The sequence below is a fragment of the Sorangium sp. So ce448 genome, from assembly GCF_051520915.1.
GTDB classification, from domain to species: Bacteria; Myxococcota_A; Polyangia; order Polyangiales; family Polyangiaceae; genus Sorangium; species Sorangium cellulosum_B.
This window is the reverse complement of sequence record NZ_CP150343.1, coordinates 488895-511909: the sequence shown is the minus strand read 5'-3', so window position 1 is coordinate 511909 and position 23015 is coordinate 488895. Positions and strand designations below refer to the sequence as shown.

Sequence of the window (23015 nt, the reverse complement as noted above, 5' to 3'; positions counted from 1 at the left end):
GTCCCCTGCGCTGGTCGGCGCGGCGTGGGGCGGCGCGCCGACCAGCGCAGGGCGCGGCACAGATGAACTGGCTCGGGCAGGAGCTCGGAGAGGATCGAGATGAGCCTTCCGCTTATCGAACGAACGATTTTGATCATTCCGCTTGGCAACATTTCGATAAAGGATCATTATTAATTCTGTCGACCAAGGAAACGTGTCGCCGGGGGAGGCGAAGACGTCGAGTTCTCGCGTGATGGTTCCGTGACAGGCGTACGCCTGATGCGCGCTCGGGGATGAATTGCGCGCTCGGGACGAGGAGCGTCATGTCACCGAGGACATCGCTGAGCCGACAGCCGGCGTGCGAGCGAATGGAGTGCCTGACGACCTGCATGGGTGCCGCCTACACGGCGCGCGTGAGCCCATTGCGAGGGCCTCTCCGAACGCTCGGAGCGGGAGGAGGGAGGTGCTCTCTGACATCAACGGACAGGAGGGCATGCGCCATGGTTGAGCTGACTTACGCGCCACTTTCCTTCGAGCAAGAGACGAAATGGCTCCTCGCTCGAGTCCATGGTCCCGCGCCGGTCATCCATGAAGGCGGCGCGGCCTGGCTCGACGGAGATCTCGATGTACCCAGGCTGCGCCGCGCCATCGAGGCGATATCGGCGCGCCACGAGCCGCTCAGGACCTCCTTTGTCGAGCGCGAGGGAGAGCCCGCGCAGGTGGTCAGGCCCGCGGTGGAGATCGACCTCGGAGAGGTGGACCTGGCCCCGGACCTACAGCCCACCTCGGACGAGGCGGCGCTCGCGGCCGCCCGCGAGGAGGCCGCTCGCCCCTTCGATCTCGAGCGTGCCCCGCTCTGGCGGGTGACGCTCATCCGGGCGCACCCGCGCCGCCACCTGGTCGCGCTGTCCATGCACGGCCTCGTCTGCGACGGCGCCTTCAGCGTGGGGCTGTTCTTCTCGGAGCTCTGCGCCCTCTACCATTCGATGACGCCTCCGGCGCTGCCCATGCGTTATCAGGACCACGTCCGGCGGCAGCTCGATCGCGCCGCCGGCGATCGCCTCGACGCGCGGCTCGACCACTGGACACGGGAGCTCGCCGGCGCGCCGATTGCCCTGGATCTCCCGACGGACCGGCCGCGGCCCGCCGTGCATGCCTTCGACGGAGGGTCGGTCGAGCGCGCGCTCGACCGATCGCTCCTCCTGCGCCTCGAAGCGGCGGCCCGGGACGAAGGAGCGAGCCTGTTCACCGCGCTGCTCGCGGGGATGCTGGCTGTCCTGCACCGGATCTCCGGTGAGGAGGATGTCTTGATCGGCACGCCCCTGCCCGGGCGCGATACGCCGGACGTCCGGGAGCTCATCGGCCTCTTCGGCGGCCCGGTGATCGTGCGGGGCAGGTTCGGCGCACAGCCCTCGTTCCGACAGCTCCTGCGCCAGGTCCACCGCTCCATCGAGGAGGGCAGAGCGAACAGCGAGGTTCCCGCCGGGGCGCTGCTGGAGAAGCTCGCCGCGCCTCACGACCCGGGCCGGGCGCCGATCGTCCAGGTCCTCTTCGCGGCGACGCCCCCCTGCCCCCCGCCGTGCCATGGGCCGCTGCTGACGCTGACCCGAACGGACCTCGATCTGCCGTACGTCGCTCATGATCTCGTGGTGAGCGTCGAGGACGCCGCCGAAGGGGTCGTCGCGAGGCTCGATTACCGCCGCGATCTCTTCGAGCAGGCGACGGCGGTCAGGCTGCTCGAGCGCTGGCAGGCGCTGCTCGGCGGCGCTGCCGAGGGCCCTGATCAGCGGATCTCGGATCTGCCTCTCCTGTCGGCCGACGCGCGGCGGCAGCTCCTCGTCGACTGGAGCAGCGGCGCGGCGAAGGCCCCGCCGCGCGAGCTGGTCCACGAGCAGGTCGAGGAGCAGGCGCGCCGCGCCCCTTCCGCCGCCGCGGTGGCGTTCGAGGGCGAGCGGCTCTCGTATGCCGAGCTGGATCGGCGGAGCAACCAGATCGCCCACCACCTCAGGAAGAGCGGCGCCGGGCCTGGCGCGCTCGTCGGCATCTGCCTGGAGCGCTCGCCGGACATGATCGTGGCCGCGCTCGGCGTGCTCAAGGCGGGGGGCGCGTACGTCCCGCTCGACCCGGCCTATCCACCGGCTCGGCTCGCGTTCATGCTGGAGGACGCGAAGGTGTCGGCGCTCCTGACCAGCGACCACCTCGTCTGCCGCGTGCCGAGCGGCGGGCTCAGCGTCGTTCGCCTCGACGCGGATCGGGCGATGCTCGATCGCGAGCCCGTGGACAAGGTGCCTCCGGCCGCTGGCCAGGCGCCGGACGACGTGGCGTATGTCATCTACACGTCGGGCTCGACGGGCCGCCCGAAAGGCGTGCTCGTGGAGCACCGCGGGCTCACTAACCTGGTCGCCTGGCACAGGCGCCGGTTCGCCCTGTCCAGCACCGATCGAACCACCCTCATCGCGAGCCCGGGCTTCGACGCCTCGGTCTGGGAGATGTGGCCCTCGCTCTGCTCCGGGGCCTGCCTGTACATCCCCCCCGAGCCCCTCCGCCGCTCGCCCCTGGAGCTCCAGAAGTGGCTGCTGGAACAGCACATCTCGGTCTCCTTCGTCCCCACCCCCATCGCCGAGGAGCTGCTGCGCCTCGACTGGCCCGCTCGCTGCTCCCTCCGCGCCCTGCTCACCGGCGGCGACAGGCTACGGCGCTGGCCTCACCGCGCCATCCCCTTCGAGGTCGTCAACAACTACGGCCCCACCGAGGCCACCGTCGTCACCACCTCCTGCGCCCTCCCCAGAGACGCCCACGACGACCGCGGCCCCTCACGCGAGCCGCCCATCGGCAGGCCCATCGACAACGTGCGCGTCTACGTCCTCGATCCCCGACGCCAGCCCGTCCCCGTCGGCGTCCCCGGCGAGCTCTACATCGCCGGCCACGGCCTCGCCCGCGGCTACCTCCACGACCCGCAGCTCACAGAAGACCGCTTCCTCTCCGACCCCTTCTCCGACGCGCCCGGCGCGCGCATGTACCGCACAGGCGACCTCGTCCGCTGGCTGCACGACGGAAATCTCGAGTTCCTCGGCAGGCTCGACCACCAGGTCAAGATCCACGGCTTCCGCCTCGAGCTCGGCGAGATCGAGGCCGCGCTCAGGCAGCATCCAGGCCTCGACGACGCCGTCGTCCTCGCGACCGGCGACGCCCACGGCGACAAGCGCCTCGTCGCCTACGTGGTCCCGACGAGCGGCGACGGAGCCTCCGCGCGAGGCGTGGAGGGAGTGGAGGCGTCGCCGGCAGCGCTCCGCGCTCACCTCCTGGGCAGGCTGCCCGAGTTCATGGTGCCGTCCGCCTTCGTCGCGCTCGACGCGCTGCCGATGACGGCGAACGGCAAGGTCGACCGAGCGGCGCTCCCGGCCCCCGGCCCCGCGCGGACCGCGCTGGCGCACGCCTTCGTCGCGCCTCGCTCTCCCGTCGAGCGGGCGCTCGCCGAAATCTGGCAGGAGGTGCTGCGGCAGGAGCGCGTGGGGGTGCATGACAGCTTCCTCGAGCTGGGCGGCAGCTCTGTCCATGCCGTGCGGCTGCTCTCCCGCGTGCGCAGCGCGCTCGGGGTCGAACTCGCGTTCCAGGAGCTCTTCCGCCGCCCGACCATCGCCGAGCTCGCGCCCCTCGTGAGGCAGGAGCGCGCGGCGCGCGGGGCCGAGCGCGCGATCTCGCCCGTCCCGCGCCTCGGGCCGCTGCCCCTGTCCTTCGGGCAAGAGCGGCTCTGGTTCCTCCAGCGGCTGGCGCCGGAGAGCCGGGCCTACAACTGCCTGTTCCCGTTCCGCCTGCGCGGGCGCGTCGATATCGGAGCGCTGGACAGGAGCCTCCGCGAGCTCGCGCAGCGGCACGAGATCCTGCGGACGACCTACGCGGAGCGCGACGGGCGGCCGGTCCAGATCATCGCCCCGCAGAGCTCGTCGCAGCTCAACGTGATGGATCTCCAGCACCTCTCCCCGGAAGAGCGGGAGGTCGCGGCGCACCAGCGCATCAACGCGGAGGCGCAGACCCTCTTCGACCTCGAGCGAGGCCCCCTGCTCCGGGCTTGCCTGCTCGAGCTCGGGCCGGAGGACCACATCCTCTGGCTCCACCTCCATCACATCGCGACCGACGGCTGGTCCATCGAGCTCGCGTTCCGTGAGCTCGCCGTGCTCTACGACGGCCACCGCCGGGGCGCCCCCGCGGCGCTGCCCGAGCTCGCGATCCAGTACGCCGACTTCGCCGCGTGGCAACGCGAGCAGATGAGGGACAGCGCCCGAGCAGAGCTGCTCGCCTGGTGGAAAGAGCGGCTGCTCCACGCGCCGCCCCTGCTCGATCTGCCGAGCGATCATCCGCGGCCGGCGATCCAGAGCCTGCGCGGCGCCACCGTCTCCTTCCGGCTCGACGCGCCGCTCGTGGAGCGCCTCGGGGAGCTCAGCGCCCAGCGGGGGATGACGTTGACGATGGTCCTCATGGCCGCATTCGCCGTCCTGCTGCACCGCTACACGCAGCGCGACGACCTCTTGATCGGAATGCCGAGCGCCAACCGGGCGCGCATGGATCTCGAGGAGATCATGGGCTTCTTCGTGAACATCGTGCCCCTGCGCGTCGATCTGTCCGGCGACCCGAGCTTCGACGAGCTGCTCCAGCGGGTGCGGCAGCTGTGCCTGGAGGCCTACGAGCACGACATGCTGCCCTTCGACGTGCTCGTGCAGGAGCTGAGGCCCGAGCGCAGCCCGGGCTACAACCCGGTCGTGCAGATCGTCTTCGCCCCGCAGAGCCCGGCGGAGCGCGATCTCGCGCTCGCCGGGGTCGAGGTCCGTCCCATCGAGGCCGACGCCAAGAAGACGATCTTCGACCTCTCGCTGTACTCCTGGGAGAGCCCCGACGGCGTGACAGGGATGCTCGAGTACAGCACCGATCTCTTCGACCGAGCGACGATCGAGCGGATGGCGGAGCACCTGCTGACGGTGCTCTCCACCGCGTCCTCGGCGCCGGATCAGCCGGTGTCGTCGCTGCCGCTGCTCACGCGCGTCGAGCAGCGGAGGCTCGTGATCGAGATGAACGACACCGCGGTCGACCTTCCAGGAGACCGGTGCGTCCTCGACCTGTTCGAGGAGCAGGCGGCGCGCGCGCCGCATGCCCTGGCCGCCGTGGCCGAGCGCGGCTCGTTGACGTACGGCGAGCTCGATCGCCGAGCGAACCAGCTCGCCCACCGCCTGCGCGAGGCCGGCGTGGCGCCGGGGACGGCGGTCGCGATCCACGCAGAGCGGTCGCTCGCTCTCCTTGTCGGCATCGTCGGGATCCTCAAGGCTTCCGGGGCGTACGTCCCCTTCGGCCCCGAGAGCTCGAGCGAGCGGCTGGAGCTCATGCTGAACGACTCCAGGGCGCCGGTGCTCATCACAGGGGCGCGCCTCGCCGACCGCATCCCCGCGTTCGGCGGCGTGGTGATCCGCCTCGACGCCGACGGGCGGGCGCCCACAGGGCAGCCTGATCCGGCGCCGCCGAGGAGCACAGGCCCCTCCGACCTGGCGTATGTCATCTACACGTCGGGCTCGACGGGCCGCCCGAAAGGCGTGCTCGTGGAGCACCGCGGGCTCACCAACCTGGTCGCCTGGCACAGGCGCCGGTTCGCCCTGTCCAGCACCGATCGAACCACCCTCATCGCGAGCCCGGGCTTCGACGCCTCGGTCTGGGAGATGTGGCCCTCGCTCTGCTCCGGCGCGTGCCTGTACATCCCCTCCGAGCCCCTCCGCCGCTCGCCCCTGGAGCTCCAGCAGTGGCTGCTGGAACAGCACATCTCGGTCTCCTTCGTCCCTACCCCCATCGCCGAGGAGCTGCTGCGCCTCGACTGGCCCGCTCGCTGCTCCCTGCGCGCCCTGCTCACCGGCGGCGACAGGCTACGGCGCTGGCCTCACCGCGCCATCCCCTTCGAGGTCGTCAACAACTACGGCCCCACAGAGGCCACCGTCGTCACCACCTCCTGCTCGCTCCTGCGGGGCGCCCCCGCCGACCGCGACGCCTCGCGAAAGCCGCCCATCGGCCGGCCCATCGACAACGTGCGCGTCTACGTCCTCGATCCCCGACGCCAGCCCGTCCCCGTCGGCGTCCCCGGCGAGCTCTACATCGCCGGCCACGGCCTCGCCCGCGGCTACCTCCACGACCCGCAGCTCACAGAGGACCGCTTCCTCCCCGACCCCTTCTCCGACGCGCCCGGCGCCCGCATGTACCGCACCGGCGACCTCGTCCGCTGGTTGCCCGACGGCGACATCGAGTTCCTCGGCAGGATCGACCACCAGGTCAAGATCCGCGGCTTCCGCCTCGAGCTCGGCGAGATCGAGGCCACGCTCAGGCAGCACCCCGCCCTCGACGACGCCGTCGTCCTCGCGACGGACGACGCCCACGGCGACAAGCGCCTCGTCGCCTACGTGGTCCCGACGAGCGGCGGGCAGCCCGCGGCGCGCGACGCGGGCCTCCAGGCGGGCCACGTCACGGAGTGGCGCGCGCTGTACGACGATACCTACGCGAAGGACGTCGCCGCCGCCGATCCGGACCTCGACACGACGGGCTGGAACAGCAGCTACACCGGCGCGCCCATCGAGGCGGCGGAGATGCGCGCGTGGCGCGATTTCACGGTCGAGCGGATCCTGTCCTTCCAGCCGAAGCGGGTCTGGGAGATCGGCTGCGGGACAGGCCTCCTGCTCCTGAAGACGGCGCCCCGCTGCGAAGCCTACCTGGGGACCGACTTCTCCGAGCAGGCCATCTCCCTGCTCCGCCCCAGGCTCGCCGCCAGGGGGTATACCCACGTAACGCTGGCGCGCCGCGAGGCCAACGACTTCAGCGACGTCGAGCCCGGGAGCTTCGACGCGATCGTCCTCAACTCGATCGTGCAGTACTTCCCCGGCGCCGACTACCTGCGATCGGTGATCGAAGGCGCCGTCCGCTCGGTCGCCCCCGGCGGGCTCGTGTTCATCGGCGACGTGCGGAGCCTCCCCCTGCTCGCGGCGTTCCACGCGTCGGTGCAGCTCCACCGCGCGGCGCCGGACGCCACGGCCGAGGAGCTGCGTGGCCGGGTGCGGCGGGCGATCTCGACCGAGGAAGAGCTCGTCGTCGCGCCCGACTACTTCCGCGCCCTGCGCGGCCAGATCCCGGGCGTGAGCCACGTGGAGATCTGGCTCAAGCGCGGCCACGGCGCCGAGGAGATGACCCGCTACCGGTACGACGTCGTGCTGTTCGTGGGCGCGGCGGCGGAGCCGGCCGCGATCGCTCGATCGATCGGCGTGCCGGCCGCGGCGGACCTCGACGAGATCGAGCGATCGCTGCGCAAGGACCGCCCCGAGGCGCTGGAGGTGCTGGGCATCCCGAACGCGCGCGTGCACGCGGACGTCGCCCTGGCAGCGGCGCTCTCGACGGCGAGCGGGACCAAGGAGGACCTCTGCGCCGCGGGCCCCGCGCGCGCCGGCGCCGCGATCCAGCCGGAGGCGCTCTGGGAGCTCGGCGGCAGGCTGGGCTACGCGGTCCGCGTCACCTGGTCGCGGACCGGAGGCCCGGAGCGCATGGACGCCCTCTTCGAGCGCGACGGGGATCCGCGGAGGCCGCGCGCCCTCCTCGGCGCGAGCGCCGCCGAGGGACAGGCGCGCTCGCCGCTCGTCAACGACCCGCTCCGCGCGAAGCAGGCGCGCGCGCTCCTCCCGGCCCTGCGGGCGTTCCTTGCGGCGAAGCTCCCCGAGTACATGGTCCCGGCGATCTTCGTGAAGCTCGACGCGCTGCCGCTCAACGCGAGCGGGAAGGTCGATCGGCGCGCGCTCCCCGCGCCCGAGCGCCCGACGCCGAGCGCCGAGCCCAGGACCGCCGCGCCGGCCTCGGACATCGAGGCCGTCCTGAGCGAGATCTGGCGCAAGGTGCTCGACCTCGACCGCGTGGGGCTCGATGATCGGTTCTTCGAGATCGGCGGCCACTCGCTCCTGCTCGTGCAGGTCCAGGCCGCGCTCCAGGCGCGCCTCGGCCGGAACGTGCCGATCGTGGAGCTGTTCCAGCACCCGACGATCCGCAGCCTGGCCGCTCACCTCGGGGCGGCCTCGCGCGCCGCGGAGGCAGACGAGACCGCGGCGCCGGCGCCGCCGACGCGCCCCTCGAGCCGCCGGGCCCCAGCGCCGGAGCGCAAGGCGGCGCCGGCGAACGCCGTCGCGATCGTCGGGATGGCCGGGCGTTACCCCAGGGCGCGCGACGTCGACACGCTCTGGTTCAACCTGCGCAACGGCGTCGAGGGCATCCGCTTCTTCACGCCCGAGGAGCTGGAGGCCTCGGGCGTCGATCTGGAGCTGATCCGCGCGCCGAACCTCGTGCCGGCGTGCGGCGTGCTGGACGACGCGATGTGCTTCGACGCGCGGTTCTTCGGCTACAGCCCGAACGAGGCGATGCTCATGGACCCGCAGCACCGGATCTTCCTCGAGTGCGCCTGGGAGGCGATGGAGAGGGCCGGCTACGATCCGCTCTCGTGCGAGCAGCCGGTCGGCGTCTTCGCCGGGAGCGAGGCCCCGCTGTACTGGCTGGAGCGCGTCGGCATCCCCAAGGCGCCGCTGAGCGCCGAGTACTACCGGGTCTTCACCGGGAACGTCACCGACGGCCTGACGACGCGGGTCGCGTACAAGCTGGGCCTCCGCGGGCCCGCCGTGACGGTCCAGACCGCGTGCTCGACGTCGCTCGTCGCGGTGCACCTGGCCTGCCAGAGCCTCGCCACGAAGGAGTGCGACATGGTCCTCGCGGGCGGCGTCGTGGTCCTCCCGCCGACGCGGCTCGGCCACGTCCACGAGGAGGGCTCGCTCGCGTCGCCGGACGGGCACTGCCGGCCGTTCGACGCCGACGCGCAGGGGACCGTGGCCGGCAGCGGCGTGTCGGTTGTCGTGCTCAAGCGGCTGGAGGACGCGCTCCGCGACGGCGACAACATCCACGCCGTCATCCTCGGATCCGCGATCACCAACGACGGCTCGCGCAAGGTCGGCTACGCCGCGCCGGGCACGGACGGACAGGCGCAGGCGATCCTCAGGGCGCACGCCGCCGCGGGCGTGGACCCGGAGAGCGTCACCTTCGTCGAGGGCCACGGGACGGGCACGAGGCTCGGCGATCCGATCGAGGTCGCCGCCCTGTCGCGCGCCTTCAGAAAGGGCACTGACAAAGTCGGGTTCTGCGCGCTGGGCTCGCTGAAGAGCAACCTGGGGCACCTGGGGGCGGCCGCCGGGGCCACCGGGCTCATCAAGGCCGCGCTCTCGCTCGAGCACGAGCTGATCCCGCCCACGCTCCACTTCCGGCGCCCGAACCCCGAGCTCCAGCTGGAGAGCAGCCCGTTCTTCGTCAACGCCGCGCCGCTCGCCTGGAAGCGCGGAGCGGGCCCGCGCCGCGCCGGGGTGAGCGCCTTCGGGATGGGGGGCACGAACGCCCACGTGGTCCTGGAGGAGGCGCCCCCGATGGAGCCGTCCGGCCCGTCGCGGGCTTGCCAGCTGCTCGTCCTGTCCGCGCAGACGAGCGAAGCGCTCGAGGGCATCACGGATCGGCTGGCCGGGCACCTGCGGCACGCGGCGCGCGTCTCCCTCCCCGACGTCGCCTTCACGCTCCAGCAGGGCCGGGCGCGGTTCGCGCATCGCCGGGCGATCGTCTGCCGCGATCCGGCCTCGGCCGCCGCCCGCCTGCGAGCGCGCGATCCCGCCCACGCCTTCAGCGACGTCGCCGAGGGCCGCGCGCCGAAGGTGGTGTTCCTCTTCCCCGGCGGAGGCTCCCAGCGGGTGGACATGGGGCGAGAGCTGTACGGGAGCGAGCGCGTCTTCCGGGAGAGCCTCGATGAGTGCGCCGCGCTGTTCCAGCGCGCGCTCTCCATGGATATCCGGGCGCTGCTCTACCCGGGCCCCGAGGAGCGGGAGCGCGCGGCAGAGCAGCTGCGCGCCCCCTGCGCGAACATGGCGGCCATCTTCTCGACCGAGGTCGCGACGGCGCGGCTCCTCCTGTCGTGGGGCATCCGCCCGGCGGCGGTCAGCGGACACAGCCTGGGCGAGTACACGGCCGCCTTCGTCGCGGGCGTGCTGTCGCTCGAGGCCGCGGTGACGCTCATCGCGGCGCGCGGGCGCCTGTACGAGCAGCTGCCCAGGGACGTTGCGACGCTCGTCGTGCATCTCTCCGAGGACGCGCTGCTCGATCGGCTCGGCGACGACCTCTCCCTGGCCGCCGTCAACGGCCCGGAGGTGTGCGTCGTCTCGGGGACGCTGCCGGCGATCGAGCGCCTCGAGCGGGAGTGCGCGCGCGAGGGCCACGAGACCCGGCGCTTGCCGATCGCCACGGCGGCGCACTCCTCGCTCGTCGGCCCGCTCGCGGACCGCTTGACCCAGCTGGCGGCCTCGCTGGAGCGACGGGCGCCGCGCATCCCGATGCTCTCGAACCTCACCGGCACGTGGATGACGGACGCCGATGCCCAGGATCCGTCCTACTGGGCCCGGCACCTCCGGGGGACCGTCCGCTTCGGGCGAGGGCTCGCGGCGCTGCTCCTCGACCCGGATCACGTCTTCGTCGAGGTCGGGCCCGGGCGGACGCTGGCCACGCTGGCGAGCCAGCACCACGACGCCGGCGCGGGGCGGCTCATTCTCACGACGATGGCGAGCTCGGGCTCCGATCGGACGGACCTGGAGGCGCTGCTCGCCGCCGTCGGCCAGCTCTGGTGCGCCGGCGCCGACGTCGACTGGGCGGCGTTCTCCCGGGACGAGCGGCGCCGGCGCGTCCCGCTGCCGACGTACCCGTTCAAGCGCACGCCGTACATGCTCGGCGCCTCGCGCCCGGCGCCCGCGACGATGGCGGCGCCCTCGTCGGCGCTCGACAGCGCCGACGCGGCGCCGCTCCCGGCGCCTGCGACGGACCGGGGCGCCGCGAGCTCCGATCCGAGGGCGGGGGCGCCCGCGGATCACGCGGCGCGCGCGCTCGCGGACATCTTCAGGGAGGTGCTCGGCGTGGCCAAGGTGCGGCCGCACGACAACTTCTTCGACCTCGGCGGGGACTCCTTGAGCGCGATCGCGGTGCGGACCCTGATCAAGGAGCGGCTGAAGGTCGAGCTCCCGGTGCACGCGCTGCTGGAGCTCCGCACCGTCGCGGCGCTCGCCGAGCACATCCACGAGAGCCAGCCTTCCAGCGCCTCCGCGCCGCCCACCTACAGGAGCGCCAGCGTCGCGTCGGGGCGCGGGCGCGGCCGGCTCATCGTCCCGCTCCACGTCGGGTCGCACCGCAGGGCGCCGCTGTTCCTCGTGCAGCCCATCGGCGGCACGATCTTCATCTACCGCGAGCTGGCGCGGCAGATGGGCGCCGAGCTGTCCATCTACGGGATCCGGGCGTCGGGGATGGAGCCCGACGAGCCCGTCTTCACCGAGGTCCCCGCCATGGCGGCGCGGTACGTTCAAGAGCTGCGCGCCGTCCAGCCGGAGGGCCCGTACCTCCTGGGCGGCCACTCGGCCGGCGGCGTGATCGCCTACGAGATGGCGCAGCAGCTCCTGGCGGAAGGAAAGAAGGTGCAGCTCCTCCTGCTGGACACCGGATCCCTGGCGTCGGTGCGGGGCGCGTCGATCGAGAGCGCCGACGACGTGCTCCGGCAGCTGATCGGGCTCAAGGACGCGGCCCCCAAGGCGTACCAGGGCTTCGTCGCCGCGCTCCGGGAGGACGCGCCGTTCCGCGCCATCGTGCTGAGCACCTGGCGCGCCATGACGCGCTACGAGCCGCGCCCGACGGAAGCCAGCGTCCTGTTCGTCGGCGCGCGCGATCAGCTCGGCGCGAGCGGGCCCGACGACGTCGACTACTGGAGGGACCTCACCCGCGGGCGGTTCGTCACGCACCAGGTCCCGGGCAACCATTTCACCATGATGGAGCCGCCTCAGGTCGCGTCCGTGGCCCGCGTCGTCCGGGCGCACATCACGTCGCGGAGCCGCGTGCGGGCCAGGATCCCCGAGAGCACCGCGCGCTCGGGGTTGAGCCGATGGAGCTCCCGGAGAAGCGGCCCGGACAGCAGCCCCGACAGCGGACAGGCGAGGACCTGAGCCGGTCGAGCCGGCGCCGCGCTCAGCGCGCGGCGCTCTTCACGAGGCCGTCGGTCCTCCCCGTCCTCTGCAGCGCGTACGCGATGCCGCTCTGGAGCGTCCCCCGCGTCACGATCTCTCTGAACTCGATCTCCAGGCCCGTGAGGGTCGTCGCGACCTCGGGGCGGATGCCGGTGAGCACCGCCTGCGCCCCGAGCATCCGGAGGGCCTTCGCCGTGGATATCAGCGTGCTCGCGACGTCGCTGTCGACGAGCTTCACGCCGGTGATGTCGATGATCACGACCTCGGCGCCGTTCGACTCGACCCCGTGCAGGGCGGTGCTGAGCGCCTGCTGGGCCCGGGCGCTGTCCATCATCCCGATCAGCGGCATGACCATGATCCGGTCGGTGATCGGGATGATGGGGGTGGACAGCTCCGCGAGCCGGTCGTTCTGCACCCGGATGATCTCTTCCTGCAGGGACAGGCGCTCCCGCTCGCTCCGCTCTCGCCCGGCGAACTCGACCCCGAGCCGCTGCTCGGCCTCCTGGAGCGCCGCCGTGCGGTGCTCCAGGTGCTCGTAGAGCAGCGCGTTCTCCACGGCCGTCCCGGCCTGCGTCAGAAGGAGCCTGACGAGCTCCTGCCGCGCCGGCTTGAAGGTGCTCGGGGCGAGCCGGTTCTCCAGGTAGATGATCCCCTTGGTCCGGCCCTGGTGGACCATGGCCAGGCACAGGATCGACCTCGGGGCGCACGCGGCGATGTACGGGTCGCCCGCGAACCGGGGCTCCTGGGTCGCGTCCGCCAGGATCACGGGCTCCTTCGTCCTCGCGACGTACTGCACGATGGAGATCGGCACGTCCGCGCTCCCCTCGAGCGGGGCGGCCAGGCCTGCCCGGAGCGAGCTCGGCTCCGCCGTGACGACCGCCTCGACGAGCAGGTGCTGTTCGCGCTCGAGGATGAGGGCGCCCTTCTGCGCGCCGGAGTTCTTGATGACGATCTCCATCAGCCGGCTCACGACGCTCTCCAGGACGACCTCGCCCGCGAGCGCCTGCGCAGCCTGGATGACCGCTTCCACGTCGAGGATGCTGGTGCTGAGCCGCGTCGTCGACGTTGTCTGCGCCCTGCCGGAGCGCGAGGAGGCGACAACGCTGCGCGGCCCGAGGAGCCCTCCGTCGGCGGGCACGAGGTGGGGAGCGACCCGCGCCAGGCTCTCCACCTTGGCTGTCGCCCCCCACAGGAGGTACGCGTGGTAGGCGTCCGTCATGAAGGCCCGGGCGGACCGGAGCAGCCCCTCGGCCTCGTACAGCTTCGCCGCGAGCTCGCTCGCGATCGCCTCGTCGCGCACGAACCGGCTCGCCCTCGCCCCGTCGATCGCCTTCTCGTAGAGCATCATCGCGTCCCGCGTCCTCCCCGAGAGGCGCGCCACCTCGCCCGCCACGAGGGTGCTCTTGTGGGCGTAGTTGGACGGGCTCAGCTCCGCCCAGTGGTTCAGCTTCGCCTCGAGCCTCGCGATCGCCTCCATGTGCTGCTCCCGCTCGTCCGCCGGCGCCGTGTCGCACGACGCCGCGAGCGTCAAGCAGCCGAAGAACACGATCTCCGTCGCCCAGGCGTGGCTCGACCACCCCACGCTCTGCCGCTCGGCCGCGGCCAGGAACGAGCGCGCGGACGCGTGGTCCCCGTGGAGGTAGCTCAGCTGAAGCTTGAAGGCGCTGTACCAGCTGACCACATAGGCGAGCTCCGACCCCTCGATCGACCTCGTGAACTCGGCCTCGTCGAACGAGCCGCCGCTCAGGGAGTGCCCCCCTTCGGTTCGACCCGTGAGGTTCGCGACCACCTGCTTCGCGCAGACCAGGGCGTGGATCGTGGTCAGATCGCCGATCCGCCGCACGAGCGCGAGGTTCTGCTCGATCTCGTCCGCGAGCGCGTCCAGGTCGTCGCCGAGGTTCAGCTTCGCCGCCGCGATGTGCATGCAGCAATACGACGCATAGACCAGGTCGCCGCTCGCCAGCCCGGCCTGGCGGGAACGCCCGAAGCAGTCGATCGTCTCCGAGAGATGCTCGAACAGGTGGAGTATCGCCGCGAAGTAGATCAGCAGCTTGCAGGTGAGGCGGACGTTGTTGAACTTCTCGTTGAGCGCGATCCCGAGCTTCGCGAACTCGTACCCTTCCTCGTAGCGCTGAGGGTTGTCCCGGAACAGGGGCAGATCGTTCCCTAGCATGCTGCCGAACGAGACGTACCCCAGGGCGGACATGGCCGAGTTGCCGTGCTGTATCGACAGGTTGATCTGCTTGACCACCACGAGCAGGCCGAGGGTGGGATCCACGGCGTTCGCCGGCGTCGCCAGCTCGCCGAGGAGGCCCAGGATCATCTGTGTCTCCGCGCCGGAGGCCTGCGGCAGGTCGATGAGACTGGCTATTTCACGCGTCTCCAGGCTCGCCCGCAGGGCGGCGAGCTCCGCGCGCAGCATCGCCTCGCGCGCCTCGGCGGCCTGCGGGAGCTCGACCCCGAGCAGCCCGAGCGCCTCCAGCCCCTGGTCTATCACCCGGTTGATCTGGCCGAGCATCAGGTAGAAGGTCATGCGCAGCACGCAGACGTTCGCGCGATCCAGCGTGGTCTTCGCGTGGGTCGAGAGGACGTCGAACAGCGGCTCGGCCGCCTCGAAGCCGCCGCTCAGGCACCTGCACTCCGCGAGCTCGGCGTGGAGCCCGAACGCGAGCTCGTAGTCGCTCTTCCAGCTCTCGGCGTCGAGCAGCGATGTCCCGATCTCGAGGTAATGGACGGCGGCGTCGTAGGCCGCCCCCAGCTTCGCCCGCTTGCCGGCGTCGAGGTTCAGCCGCGAGAGCGCCCGCTTCTCGCGCTCGTCCGTGATCAGGGCGACGCCCCTGTTCATGTGGCCCACGATGTCGAACAGCTCGGCCTCGGACTGATCTCGCTTGCTGTCCTCCAGCATCAGCCGCCCGACCTGGAGGTGCGCCGCCTGCTTGTCCGCGTCGTCCATGAGCGCGTAGGCGGCCTGCTGCACGCGATCGTGCAAGAACCTGTAAGAGACGTTGAGCTCCTCGCCGGAGCCGTCCTCGGCGACGGCGAGCTCACCGTCCATGGCGATATCGAAGAACCTGGACTCCGCGTCCACGGGGAGGATGAAGCCCTCGCGGAGCACGCCCCAGAGCTCGCGGGCCGCCTCCATGCGCGACCGCCTCGTCACGATGGCCAGCGTCGTCAGATCGAACTGGTGGCCGACGCACGCCGCGAGGGAGAGGATACGCTGGGCGCGCTCGGGCAGCCGGCGCATCTTGCCCACCATGAGCTCGATCACGTTCTCCGAGGCCTTCGCCTCGCGGATGCGATCGACATCCCATGTCCACGAGAAGCCGCCGGGGTCGAACGAGAGGAGCCTCTCGGCGTGCAGGCTCTTCATGAGCTGGCTCATGAAGAACGGGTTGCCCCGGGTCTTGTCGAAGATGAGCCGCGCGAGGGGCTCCGCGCGCTGAGGATCGCAGCTCAACGTGTCGGCGACGAGCTGCTTCACGTCGGAGAAGACGAGCGGCTTGAGCGTCAGCTCGCTGACCCCGGCCGCCTTCTTGCGGAGCTCCCCGAGGACCACGGAGAACAGGTGGCTCGCGTCCACCTCGTTGTCGCGGTACGCGCCGATCATGAGCATGTAGGCGATCCGCGCCTCGGCCGCGATGGTCTGGAGGAACTTGAGCGACGCCGCGTCCGCCCACTGCAGGTCATCGAAGAAGAGGACCAGGGGGCGCTCCTGGGAGGGGAAGGCGCGGCAGAAGTTCTGGAGCGTCAGCTGGAACCGCGCCTGCGACTCGGTGGGGCCGAGCGCCGGGACGGCCCGCTGAGGGCCGATGAGGAGCTCGAGCTCCGGTATCAGGTCGATGAGGAGCTGCCCGTTCGAGCCGACCGCCGCCGAGAGCCTGCGCTTCCACTGCCCAAGCGCCTCGGCGGGCTCCGCCATGATGTTGCGGATGAGCTCCTGGTAGACGTGCGCGACGGCCGCGTACGGCGTCGTGCGGTTGAGCTGGTCGAACTTGCCGGTCGCGAAATACCCTCTCTCGCGAACGACGCTCTTCTGGAGCTCGTTCACGAGGACCGACTTGCCGATCCCGGAGTACCCCGAGACCAGGACGGATTCGCTCCCACCCTGCCTCGTGCGGACCCACGCGTCGGAGAGGAGCGCGACCTCGGTCTCCCGGCCGTAGAGCTTCTGAGGCGCCCGCAGCTCATCGACGTAGTCGTAGCGGCCGGCGGGGAACGGCTCGATCTTGCCCTTGGACGAGAGCTGCGACGAGCACTCTTCCAGGTCGAGCTTGAGCCCGTGGGCGCTCTGGTACCTGTCGTCGGGGCTCTTGGCGAGGAGCTTCATCACGATGTCGGAGACGGCGCTCGGCACCGCGGGCGACACGGTGTTCGGCGCCGGCGGGGTCCGCGCGATGTGGCTGTGCACGAGGTCCATGAGGTCCGTCGTCCGGAACGGGAGGACGCCCGTCACCATCTCGTACAGGGTGACGCCCAGGGAGTAGAGGTCCGTGCGGCGATCGATGACGACGTTCAGCCGCCCGCTCTGCTCCGGCGACATGTAGGCCAGCGTCCCCTCGAAGGACGCGAAGCGGTTCGCTTTGTGGGCTTCCTGGGACAGGCGCGTCGCGCTGCCGAAATCCGTCAGCTTCGCCTCCAGCGTCTCCGCGTTGACGAGGATGTTGTGCGGCTTGACGTCCATGTGCGTGACGCCTCGTCGATGGACGGACTCCAGGGCGTCCGCGATCGAGATCGCGATACGGAGCGCGTCCTCCAGCTTCAGCTTGCTCGCGCCGATGATCTCGTTGAGCGGGCGCTCGCCCGCGTCCTCCATGATGAGCGCCAGGCCGCTGCCCACCTTCTCGATCCCATAGACCCTCACGACGCCGGGCAGCGCGAGGTCTCGGGCGATGGCGTATTCGTACCTGAGCTTCGCGATCTCGACCGGCAGCGGGCGCTCGCTCCTGAGCCGCTTGATCGCCACCGGCGAGCCGTCGCTCTCTCGAACTCCCCGGTAGACCGTCGTCGCCGAGGATTCGTGGATGACGCCGGTCAATGTGTAAGCAGCCCCACTTGCCATAAATACATTCTCGCGGGTTCGCGTCATCACAGCAAGGGGATCCCTGACAGGGTCAGCACGCGGCGCACGCGGCGCACGCGGCGCACGCGGCAGCCGCCCAGGTGAGCCCCTGGGGTCGCACGTGGCAGCCCGCGGCAGGCGAGCGTCGGAGTCGCGCGCGCCGCCCGTCAGCCCTCAGGCGCGCCGGCCCAGCAGGAACGCCGCCAGCGCCTCCGCCTTGGGGACCAGCGTTCCCACCTCGACGAGCTCGTCCTTCGTGTGGAAGCCGCTCCCCCGCGGCCCCAGCCCGTCGATGGACGGGATCCCGATCTCGGCCGTCGAGCTGGCGTCGGATCCGCCGCCGAGGAGGGGCGCCTCGGCGTCGCCGAGCCCCGCCGCCCGCGCGCAGGCCGCGTACTCACGGCAGAGCGCCGCGCTCGCGTCGGTCCGCGCGAGCGGCGACCGCGCGATCTCGCCGTCGACCTGCACGGCGGTGCCGGGCACCTCCGCGGCCGCCTCGCGCGCCGCGGCGGCGAGCGCCGCCAGCATCGCCTCGCCGTCCGCGCGGCTCACGAAGCGGAGGTCGACCTGCGCCTCCGCCGCGTCGGGCACCGTGTTCCTGCCCTGCCCTCCGCTCACCTTGCCGACGTTGACGGTCACCCCCCGCCCGTGGTCGGTGAGCTGCTGCGCCCGGTCGATGAAGCGCGCGAGCGCCCAGATGGCGTTCGCGCCCTGCCGGTGCGCGTTGCCGGCGTGCGCCGCCTTGCCCGTGGCCCTCACCGTCGCGCCCCCCGTGCCCTTGCGCGCGGTGATGATGCGGTCCCCCTCGCGCCCCGCCTCGAACACGAGCGCGCACGCGGCGCCCGCGAGCTCGCGCTGCAGCAGCGGGCGCCCCTCGGGCGACCCGACCTCCTCGTCCGCCACGATCGCGAACCGCACCGGGATCGCCGGCAGCGCGCCGATCCGCTCGAGCGCCCTGAGCGCCTCGATCACCACGACGAGCCCGCCCTTCATGTCGAGCACGCCGGGCCCGCGCGCGAGCTCCCCGTCCAGGCGGAAGCCCTCGAAGACCCCCGGGGGGAACACCGTGTCGAGGTGCCCGACGAGGGCGACGTGCCCCGCCGGCGACGCCTTGGCCGCCTCGCTCTCCGCCACCCAGTGCGCCGCGTAGCGCGCGCTCGCGAACCGCCGCACGCACAGGCCGGGGATCGTCGAGAGCTCGTTGGCAAGGACCTCGCCCACGGCGTCGCCGCCGCGCGGGTTGTCCGTGAACGAGTTGAGGTTCACCAGCCGCTCGAGGAGCGCGAGCATCGGCTCCGCGCGGCTGGACAGCGCCTGTCGGAGGGCCTGGATCACCGCGCCAGCATGCCACGAAAGCCACGGAGGGCCGAGCGCCGCCCCGCCCGAGGTCGCCGGCGCCCGCTCGCGCTGCCACGCCGCCGCCACGCCGCCACCACCTCGCGCGCCCCGGCGACCTCTGCCCTGGCCGCAGCAGAAGTGGTACGTGTGCCCTTCATGAAATGTCCCAGAGCAGCGCGGAGGCACCCGTGACCACGGCGACGGGCCCGCTCGTCATCAAGCTCGGCGGCGAGGTCGTGGGCGGCCCTGCCCTCGCCATCCTCTCCAGCGACCTCGCGGCGCTCACCCGCGCGGGCGCGCGCGCTGTCGTCGTCCACGGCGGCGGCGCGCAGGCCACCCGGCTGCAGGAGCGCCTCGGCATCCCCGTCCGGCAGGTCGCCGGTCAGCGCGTCACCGACGCGGACACGCTCGACGTCATGAAGATGGTCGTCGCCGGCAAGCTCAACGTCGACCTCTGCGCCGCGCTCGTCGCCGCGGGCGCGAGGCCGGTGGGGCTCCACGGCGCGAGCGGGCCCGCCCTCTCGGCGGTCAAGCGGCCGCCGCAGGTCTACGCCGGCGCCGGGCCCGAGCCGGTGGACCTCGGCCTCGTCGGCGACATCACGGGCGTCGATCGCGCGCTGCTCGAGCTGCTCGGGAGCGGCGGTTACTTGCCCGTCCTCGCCTGCCTGGGGGCCGGCGCGGACGGGCAGGCGTACAACATCAACGCCGACACGGTCGCCAACCGGGTCGCCATCGAGCTCGGCGCGGCGGGGCTCTTCCTCGTCAGCGACGTGCCGGGCGTGCTGCGCGACGTCGCCGATCCCGCCTCGCGCATCCCGAGCCTCACGGTCGCGGAGGGGCGCGCCCTCATCGCGAGCGGCGCCGTCACCCGCGGGATGATCCCGAAGCTCGAGGAGTCGTTCGCCGCGCTCGCCGAAGGGGTTCGCCGCATCCACATCCTGGGGCGGCTCAAGCCGGGCGATCTCGCGCGTGAAGCGAGCGAGCCCGGCTCGATCGGCACCGTGCTCGTCCCCTGAACCGCGCGGCCCGACTCGCCCGGGCCGGCCGCGCGCCGTATGCTCCCTGCCTCACCGCCGTATGCTCCCCGCCTCATCGATGACGGATGCCGCCCGAGCAGCGCGCGCGTTCGTCGACGCGCACCGCCAGCAGCTCGCCATCGGCGTGGGCGTGTGCATCGTCAGCTTCATCGCGGGCATGGCGCTCGTCACTGTCGTGCTCGTCCGTCTGCCCGAGGACTACCTGGAGAGGCAGGAGGAGGCGCCCTTCCTGGAAAGACACCCGGCCTGGGTGCGCATGGCGGCGCGCGTCGGAAAGAACCTGCTCGGCGTCATGGCCGTCGCGCTCGGGATCCTGCTGTCGCTGCCCGGCGTCCCCGGTCCGGGCGCGCTGGTGATCCTGATCGGCGTGATGCTCCTCGACGTCCCCGGCAAGCGGCGCCTGGAGCGGCGGCTCCTCGGGGCGCCGCGGGTGCGCGCCGTCGCCGACCGCGTGCGCGCCCGCTTCGGCCGCCCTCCGCTGCGCGTTCAGGCGGGCGCCCGGGGCTCTTCACCCGGCTCACCCGGCGCGCCCTGAGCGCCGCGGGCGCCCTGCGCGAGCGCCGCCGGCCCTCCCTTCGGGGTCGCGGCGCGCCGCCGGAGGTGCCACCCGAAGAGCGCCGCAGCGAGCGCGAGCGAGAGCCCCGCCGAGATCCACTCGCGCGGCGCGAGCAGGATGCAGCCGGCCACGAAGGCGCAGCTCGCGAGCGCGAGGCGCTCTTCAGCGTCGGGCGCGTCGGGCGCGTCGGGCGCGTCGGGCGCGTTGGACATGGGGCGCACGTCGCCCTCCTCGTTACCGTCCCGCGCCGCGCGCATCAAGCGCGCCGTGCGGTCGCGATCCTGCCCACAGGGCGTGACGGGGCGCGCTCGCCCGTCGCGCCCCTGGTCGCCTCGTGCGGCGCCCGCGCGGTTGCGGTAGGTAGGGGATGGGAACGGCGAGCGCTCCGCTCGCGCAGCATCGATCTCGACGCCTTATGAACGCAAAAGACGATCGCGACGAGGGTGGGCCCGAGGGCGCGCCCCGGAACGAGGACCCCGGCGAGAGCCGCGAAGCAGGCCCGGAGGCCGCCGCCGCGAGAGGCTCCGGCGCGGGCGACGGCGCCGCGCGCGTGGCGGAGCACGACGGGGCCGCCGAGGACGATGGCGCCGCGGAGGGCGAGCAGGACGAGGAAGACGGCGCGGAGCCGGAGCCGCCTCCTCGGCCGCGCGGGCCGTCGATGTGGGACATCCTCCGGGACGCCTTCTTCACGTTCGACCGGCGGACGCTCGGCTTCACGCGCATCCTGCTCGGCTTCTTCCTGATCGGCGACCTGTTCCGCCGCAGCTGGGCGTGGTCCGACATGTTCGCGGACATCGGCGTCCTGCCGAACCACGTGAACCTCTGGCGCCCGCAGGGCGGCGGGAACTTCTCGCTCGTCAACGCCTTTTCCACGCCGGGCGAGCTCTGGGTCCTCTGGGCCGTGATCTTCGCCACCTACGTCTGCCTGCTCCTCGGCTGGAAGACGAAGCTCATGCAGGTGCTCTCGCTCGTGTTCGTCACGAGCATGAACGGGCGCGTCCTGCTCATCGAGAACGGCGGCTACGTCGTCCACAACCTGCTGCTGCTCTGGACGTGCTTCCTGCCGCTGGGCGATCGCTTCTCCCTCGACGCGCTCCTCGCGTCGATGAAGCGGAGCCGCGAGCGGACCGCGGACGATCTGAACGACCGCTCCACGCTCGACGACCCCCGGAAGCCGGACGCCTACGTGACCGTCCTCGGGCCCGTCCTGCTGATCCAGCTCTCGGCGATCTACTTCTTCAACGTTGTGCACAAGACCGGCCCCGCCTGGAAGAACGGGACCGCGGTCCACTTCGTTCTCTACGTCGACCGGATGGTGACGCCGATCGTGGCGGACATCCGCGATTACGCGCCGAACTTCCTCATCCTGTTCATGACGAGGATGGTCATCTCGTTCGAGGCGGCCATCCCGGTGTGCCTGCTGTCGCCGATAGGCCGGGTGTGGGCGCGGCGGCTCACGCTCGTGATGATGAACCTGCTCCACGTCGGGTTCGGCATGACGTTCGTGCTGGGCCCGTTCGCGTGGGCGCTCTGCGTGTTCTCCACGCTCCTCATCAGCCGCGAGGACTGGGAGATCGCCGCGCGCACGATGCGGCGCATGCACCGGGCCCGCGTCGTGCTGTTCGACCCGCGCTCGCCGGGCGCCGTGCTCGCCTGCCGCCTGCTGAAGCGGATGGACCGGTTCGGCCTGCTCACCTTCGAGGCGTCGAGCTCCGCGCCCCACGGGCTCTCGGTGCGGCGTCCGGGCGGCGAGGCGGCCGAGGGGGCCGCGGCGCTCGCCGACATCGTCGCGGCGATCCCGCTCGGCCCCGCCGTGGCGTGGGCGCTCCGCCTGCCGCTCGTGAGCGACGCGGCGACCGCGGCGATGGCGGCGGCACACCGCCGCAGCCTGGGCCGGGCGCTCGGCGCGCGGATCCCGGAGCGCTCCGAGATCGCGCCCCCGCCGGCGCCGCTCCGGCTGGCCGGCTGGAAGGTGCTCGCGACGTTCCGCGAGCTCGCCGTGCTCGTGATGTTCGTCGGCGCGGTCAACCAGGCGGCGGTCGAGCTCTGGGTCATCAAGAACCGCTGGAAGGTGCCTCACCCCGAGCCGACGCGTGTCCTTTCGCAGAAGCTCCGGTTCCTCCAGGGCTGGTTCATGTTCTCGCCGAACCCCGTGATGGACGACGGGACGATCGTCGTCGACGCCATCACGGTCGACGGCCGCCACATCAACCCCTTCACCGGCGAGCCGCCGAACTTCGACCTCCTGCACACGAAGAGCTTCGCGTACACCCAGATCTGGTGCGACTACTTCGCCCGCATCAAGCTGCCGGCGAACACCGCGTACCGGGACGCGATGAAGGAGTACATCTACCGCTACCCGGAGCGCACGGGCCGGCCCGAGGACGCGATCGTCTCCGGGGAGGTGTACTGGGTGAAGGACTGGAACCCGAAGTGGGGCAGCACGGAGAGCTACGGCGAGGAGCGCGAGAAGCTCTTCGTCTTCCAGAACCCGAAGGCCCAGGCGCGCGCGCAGGCGGAGCCGGCGCCCGGCGCGCCCGCGGAGCCGCCGAGCCCTGCCAACTAGGGCGCGGGGAACGCGGGGGACCAGGGGAAACAAGGCAAGCAAGGGGACCTGGTGGCACGCCCAGGGTCCCCCCCCCAACGACAGGCACGCGGCGGAGAGAAAACCGCGATCCATGCTTGACAGCGGCGCCCCGGCGAGTAGAGTCCGCGCTCTCGAAAGCGAGGGCCTGTAGCTCAGTTGGGAGAGCGCTAGAATCGCACTCTAGAGGTCGCAGGTTCGATCCCTGTCAGGTCCACCCTCGAAGCAGCTCAATTCTCTTTCTTAGCCGTTCTTCTTCTTCCTCCACGCCATTGCCACGCTCTCGAAAGCGTGTGACCGCATGAGACGCGGTCCGCGGAGAGCGCGTGAGCTCGTTCAGGCGCGTGGCCAGCGCCTGGATCGGGCGCGAGGT

The 23015-nt window shown here is 71.9% G+C and carries 7 protein-coding genes and 1 tRNA gene; 5 read left to right on the top strand and 3 right to left on the bottom strand.

Translation table 11 applies throughout. The features are described from left to right. Positions 1 to 479: 479 nt before the first annotated feature. Positions 480 to 12044, top strand: a complete 11565-nt coding sequence (locus WMF45_RS01940; RefSeq protein ID WP_437715278.1) for an amino acid adenylation domain-containing protein — start codon at positions 480 to 482, stop codon at positions 12042 to 12044. Positions 12045 to 12066: 22 nt separating this feature from the next. Here the strand turns inward: WMF45_RS01940 and WMF45_RS01935 are convergent, their stop codons facing one another. After that, a complete protein-coding gene (locus tag WMF45_RS01935) occupies positions 12067 to 17127 on the bottom strand; it encodes a protein kinase domain-containing protein (RefSeq protein WP_437715277.1) in 5061 nt (1686 codons plus the stop codon). A 174-nt stretch (positions 17128 to 17301) separates the two neighbouring features. Beyond that, a complete protein-coding gene (locus WMF45_RS01930; RefSeq protein ID WP_437719480.1) occupies positions 17302 to 18417 on the bottom strand; it encodes a M20/M25/M40 family metallo-hydrolase in 1116 nt (371 codons plus the stop codon). 209 nt (positions 18418 to 18626) lie between these two features. On the opposite strand from WMF45_RS01930, the gene argB reads away from it, so the two are divergent. Continuing rightward, complete coding sequence (argB, locus tag WMF45_RS01925) at positions 18627 to 19481, top strand: acetylglutamate kinase (protein WP_437715276.1); 855 nt, start codon at positions 18627 to 18629, stop codon at positions 19479 to 19481. Positions 19482 to 19560: 79 nt separating this feature from the next. Next, positions 19561 to 20037, top strand: a complete 477-nt coding sequence (locus WMF45_RS01920) for a hypothetical protein (RefSeq protein ID WP_437715275.1) — start codon at positions 19561 to 19563, stop codon at positions 20035 to 20037. Here the strand turns inward: WMF45_RS01920 and WMF45_RS01915 are convergent. Further along, entirely contained in the window at positions 19989 to 20279 is a 291-nt protein-coding gene (locus WMF45_RS01915; protein WP_437715274.1) for a hypothetical protein, read from the bottom strand. The two genes, WMF45_RS01920 and WMF45_RS01915, sit on opposite strands and share 49 nt — an antisense overlap. A 194-nt stretch (positions 20280 to 20473) precedes the next feature. Here WMF45_RS01915 and WMF45_RS01910 point away from each other — a divergent pair, with 194 nt between their 5' ends. Together WMF45_RS01910 and WMF45_RS01905 are read left to right on the top strand one after the other, a co-directional pair. Then, a complete protein-coding gene (locus WMF45_RS01910) occupies positions 20474 to 22624 on the top strand; it encodes a hypothetical protein (RefSeq protein ID WP_437715273.1) in 2151 nt (716 codons plus the stop codon). Positions 22625 to 22786: 162 nt separating this feature from the next. Beyond that, positions 22787 to 22859 (top strand) — tRNA-Ala (locus WMF45_RS01905). The last annotated feature ends 156 nt before the right edge of the window (positions 22860 to 23015 follow it).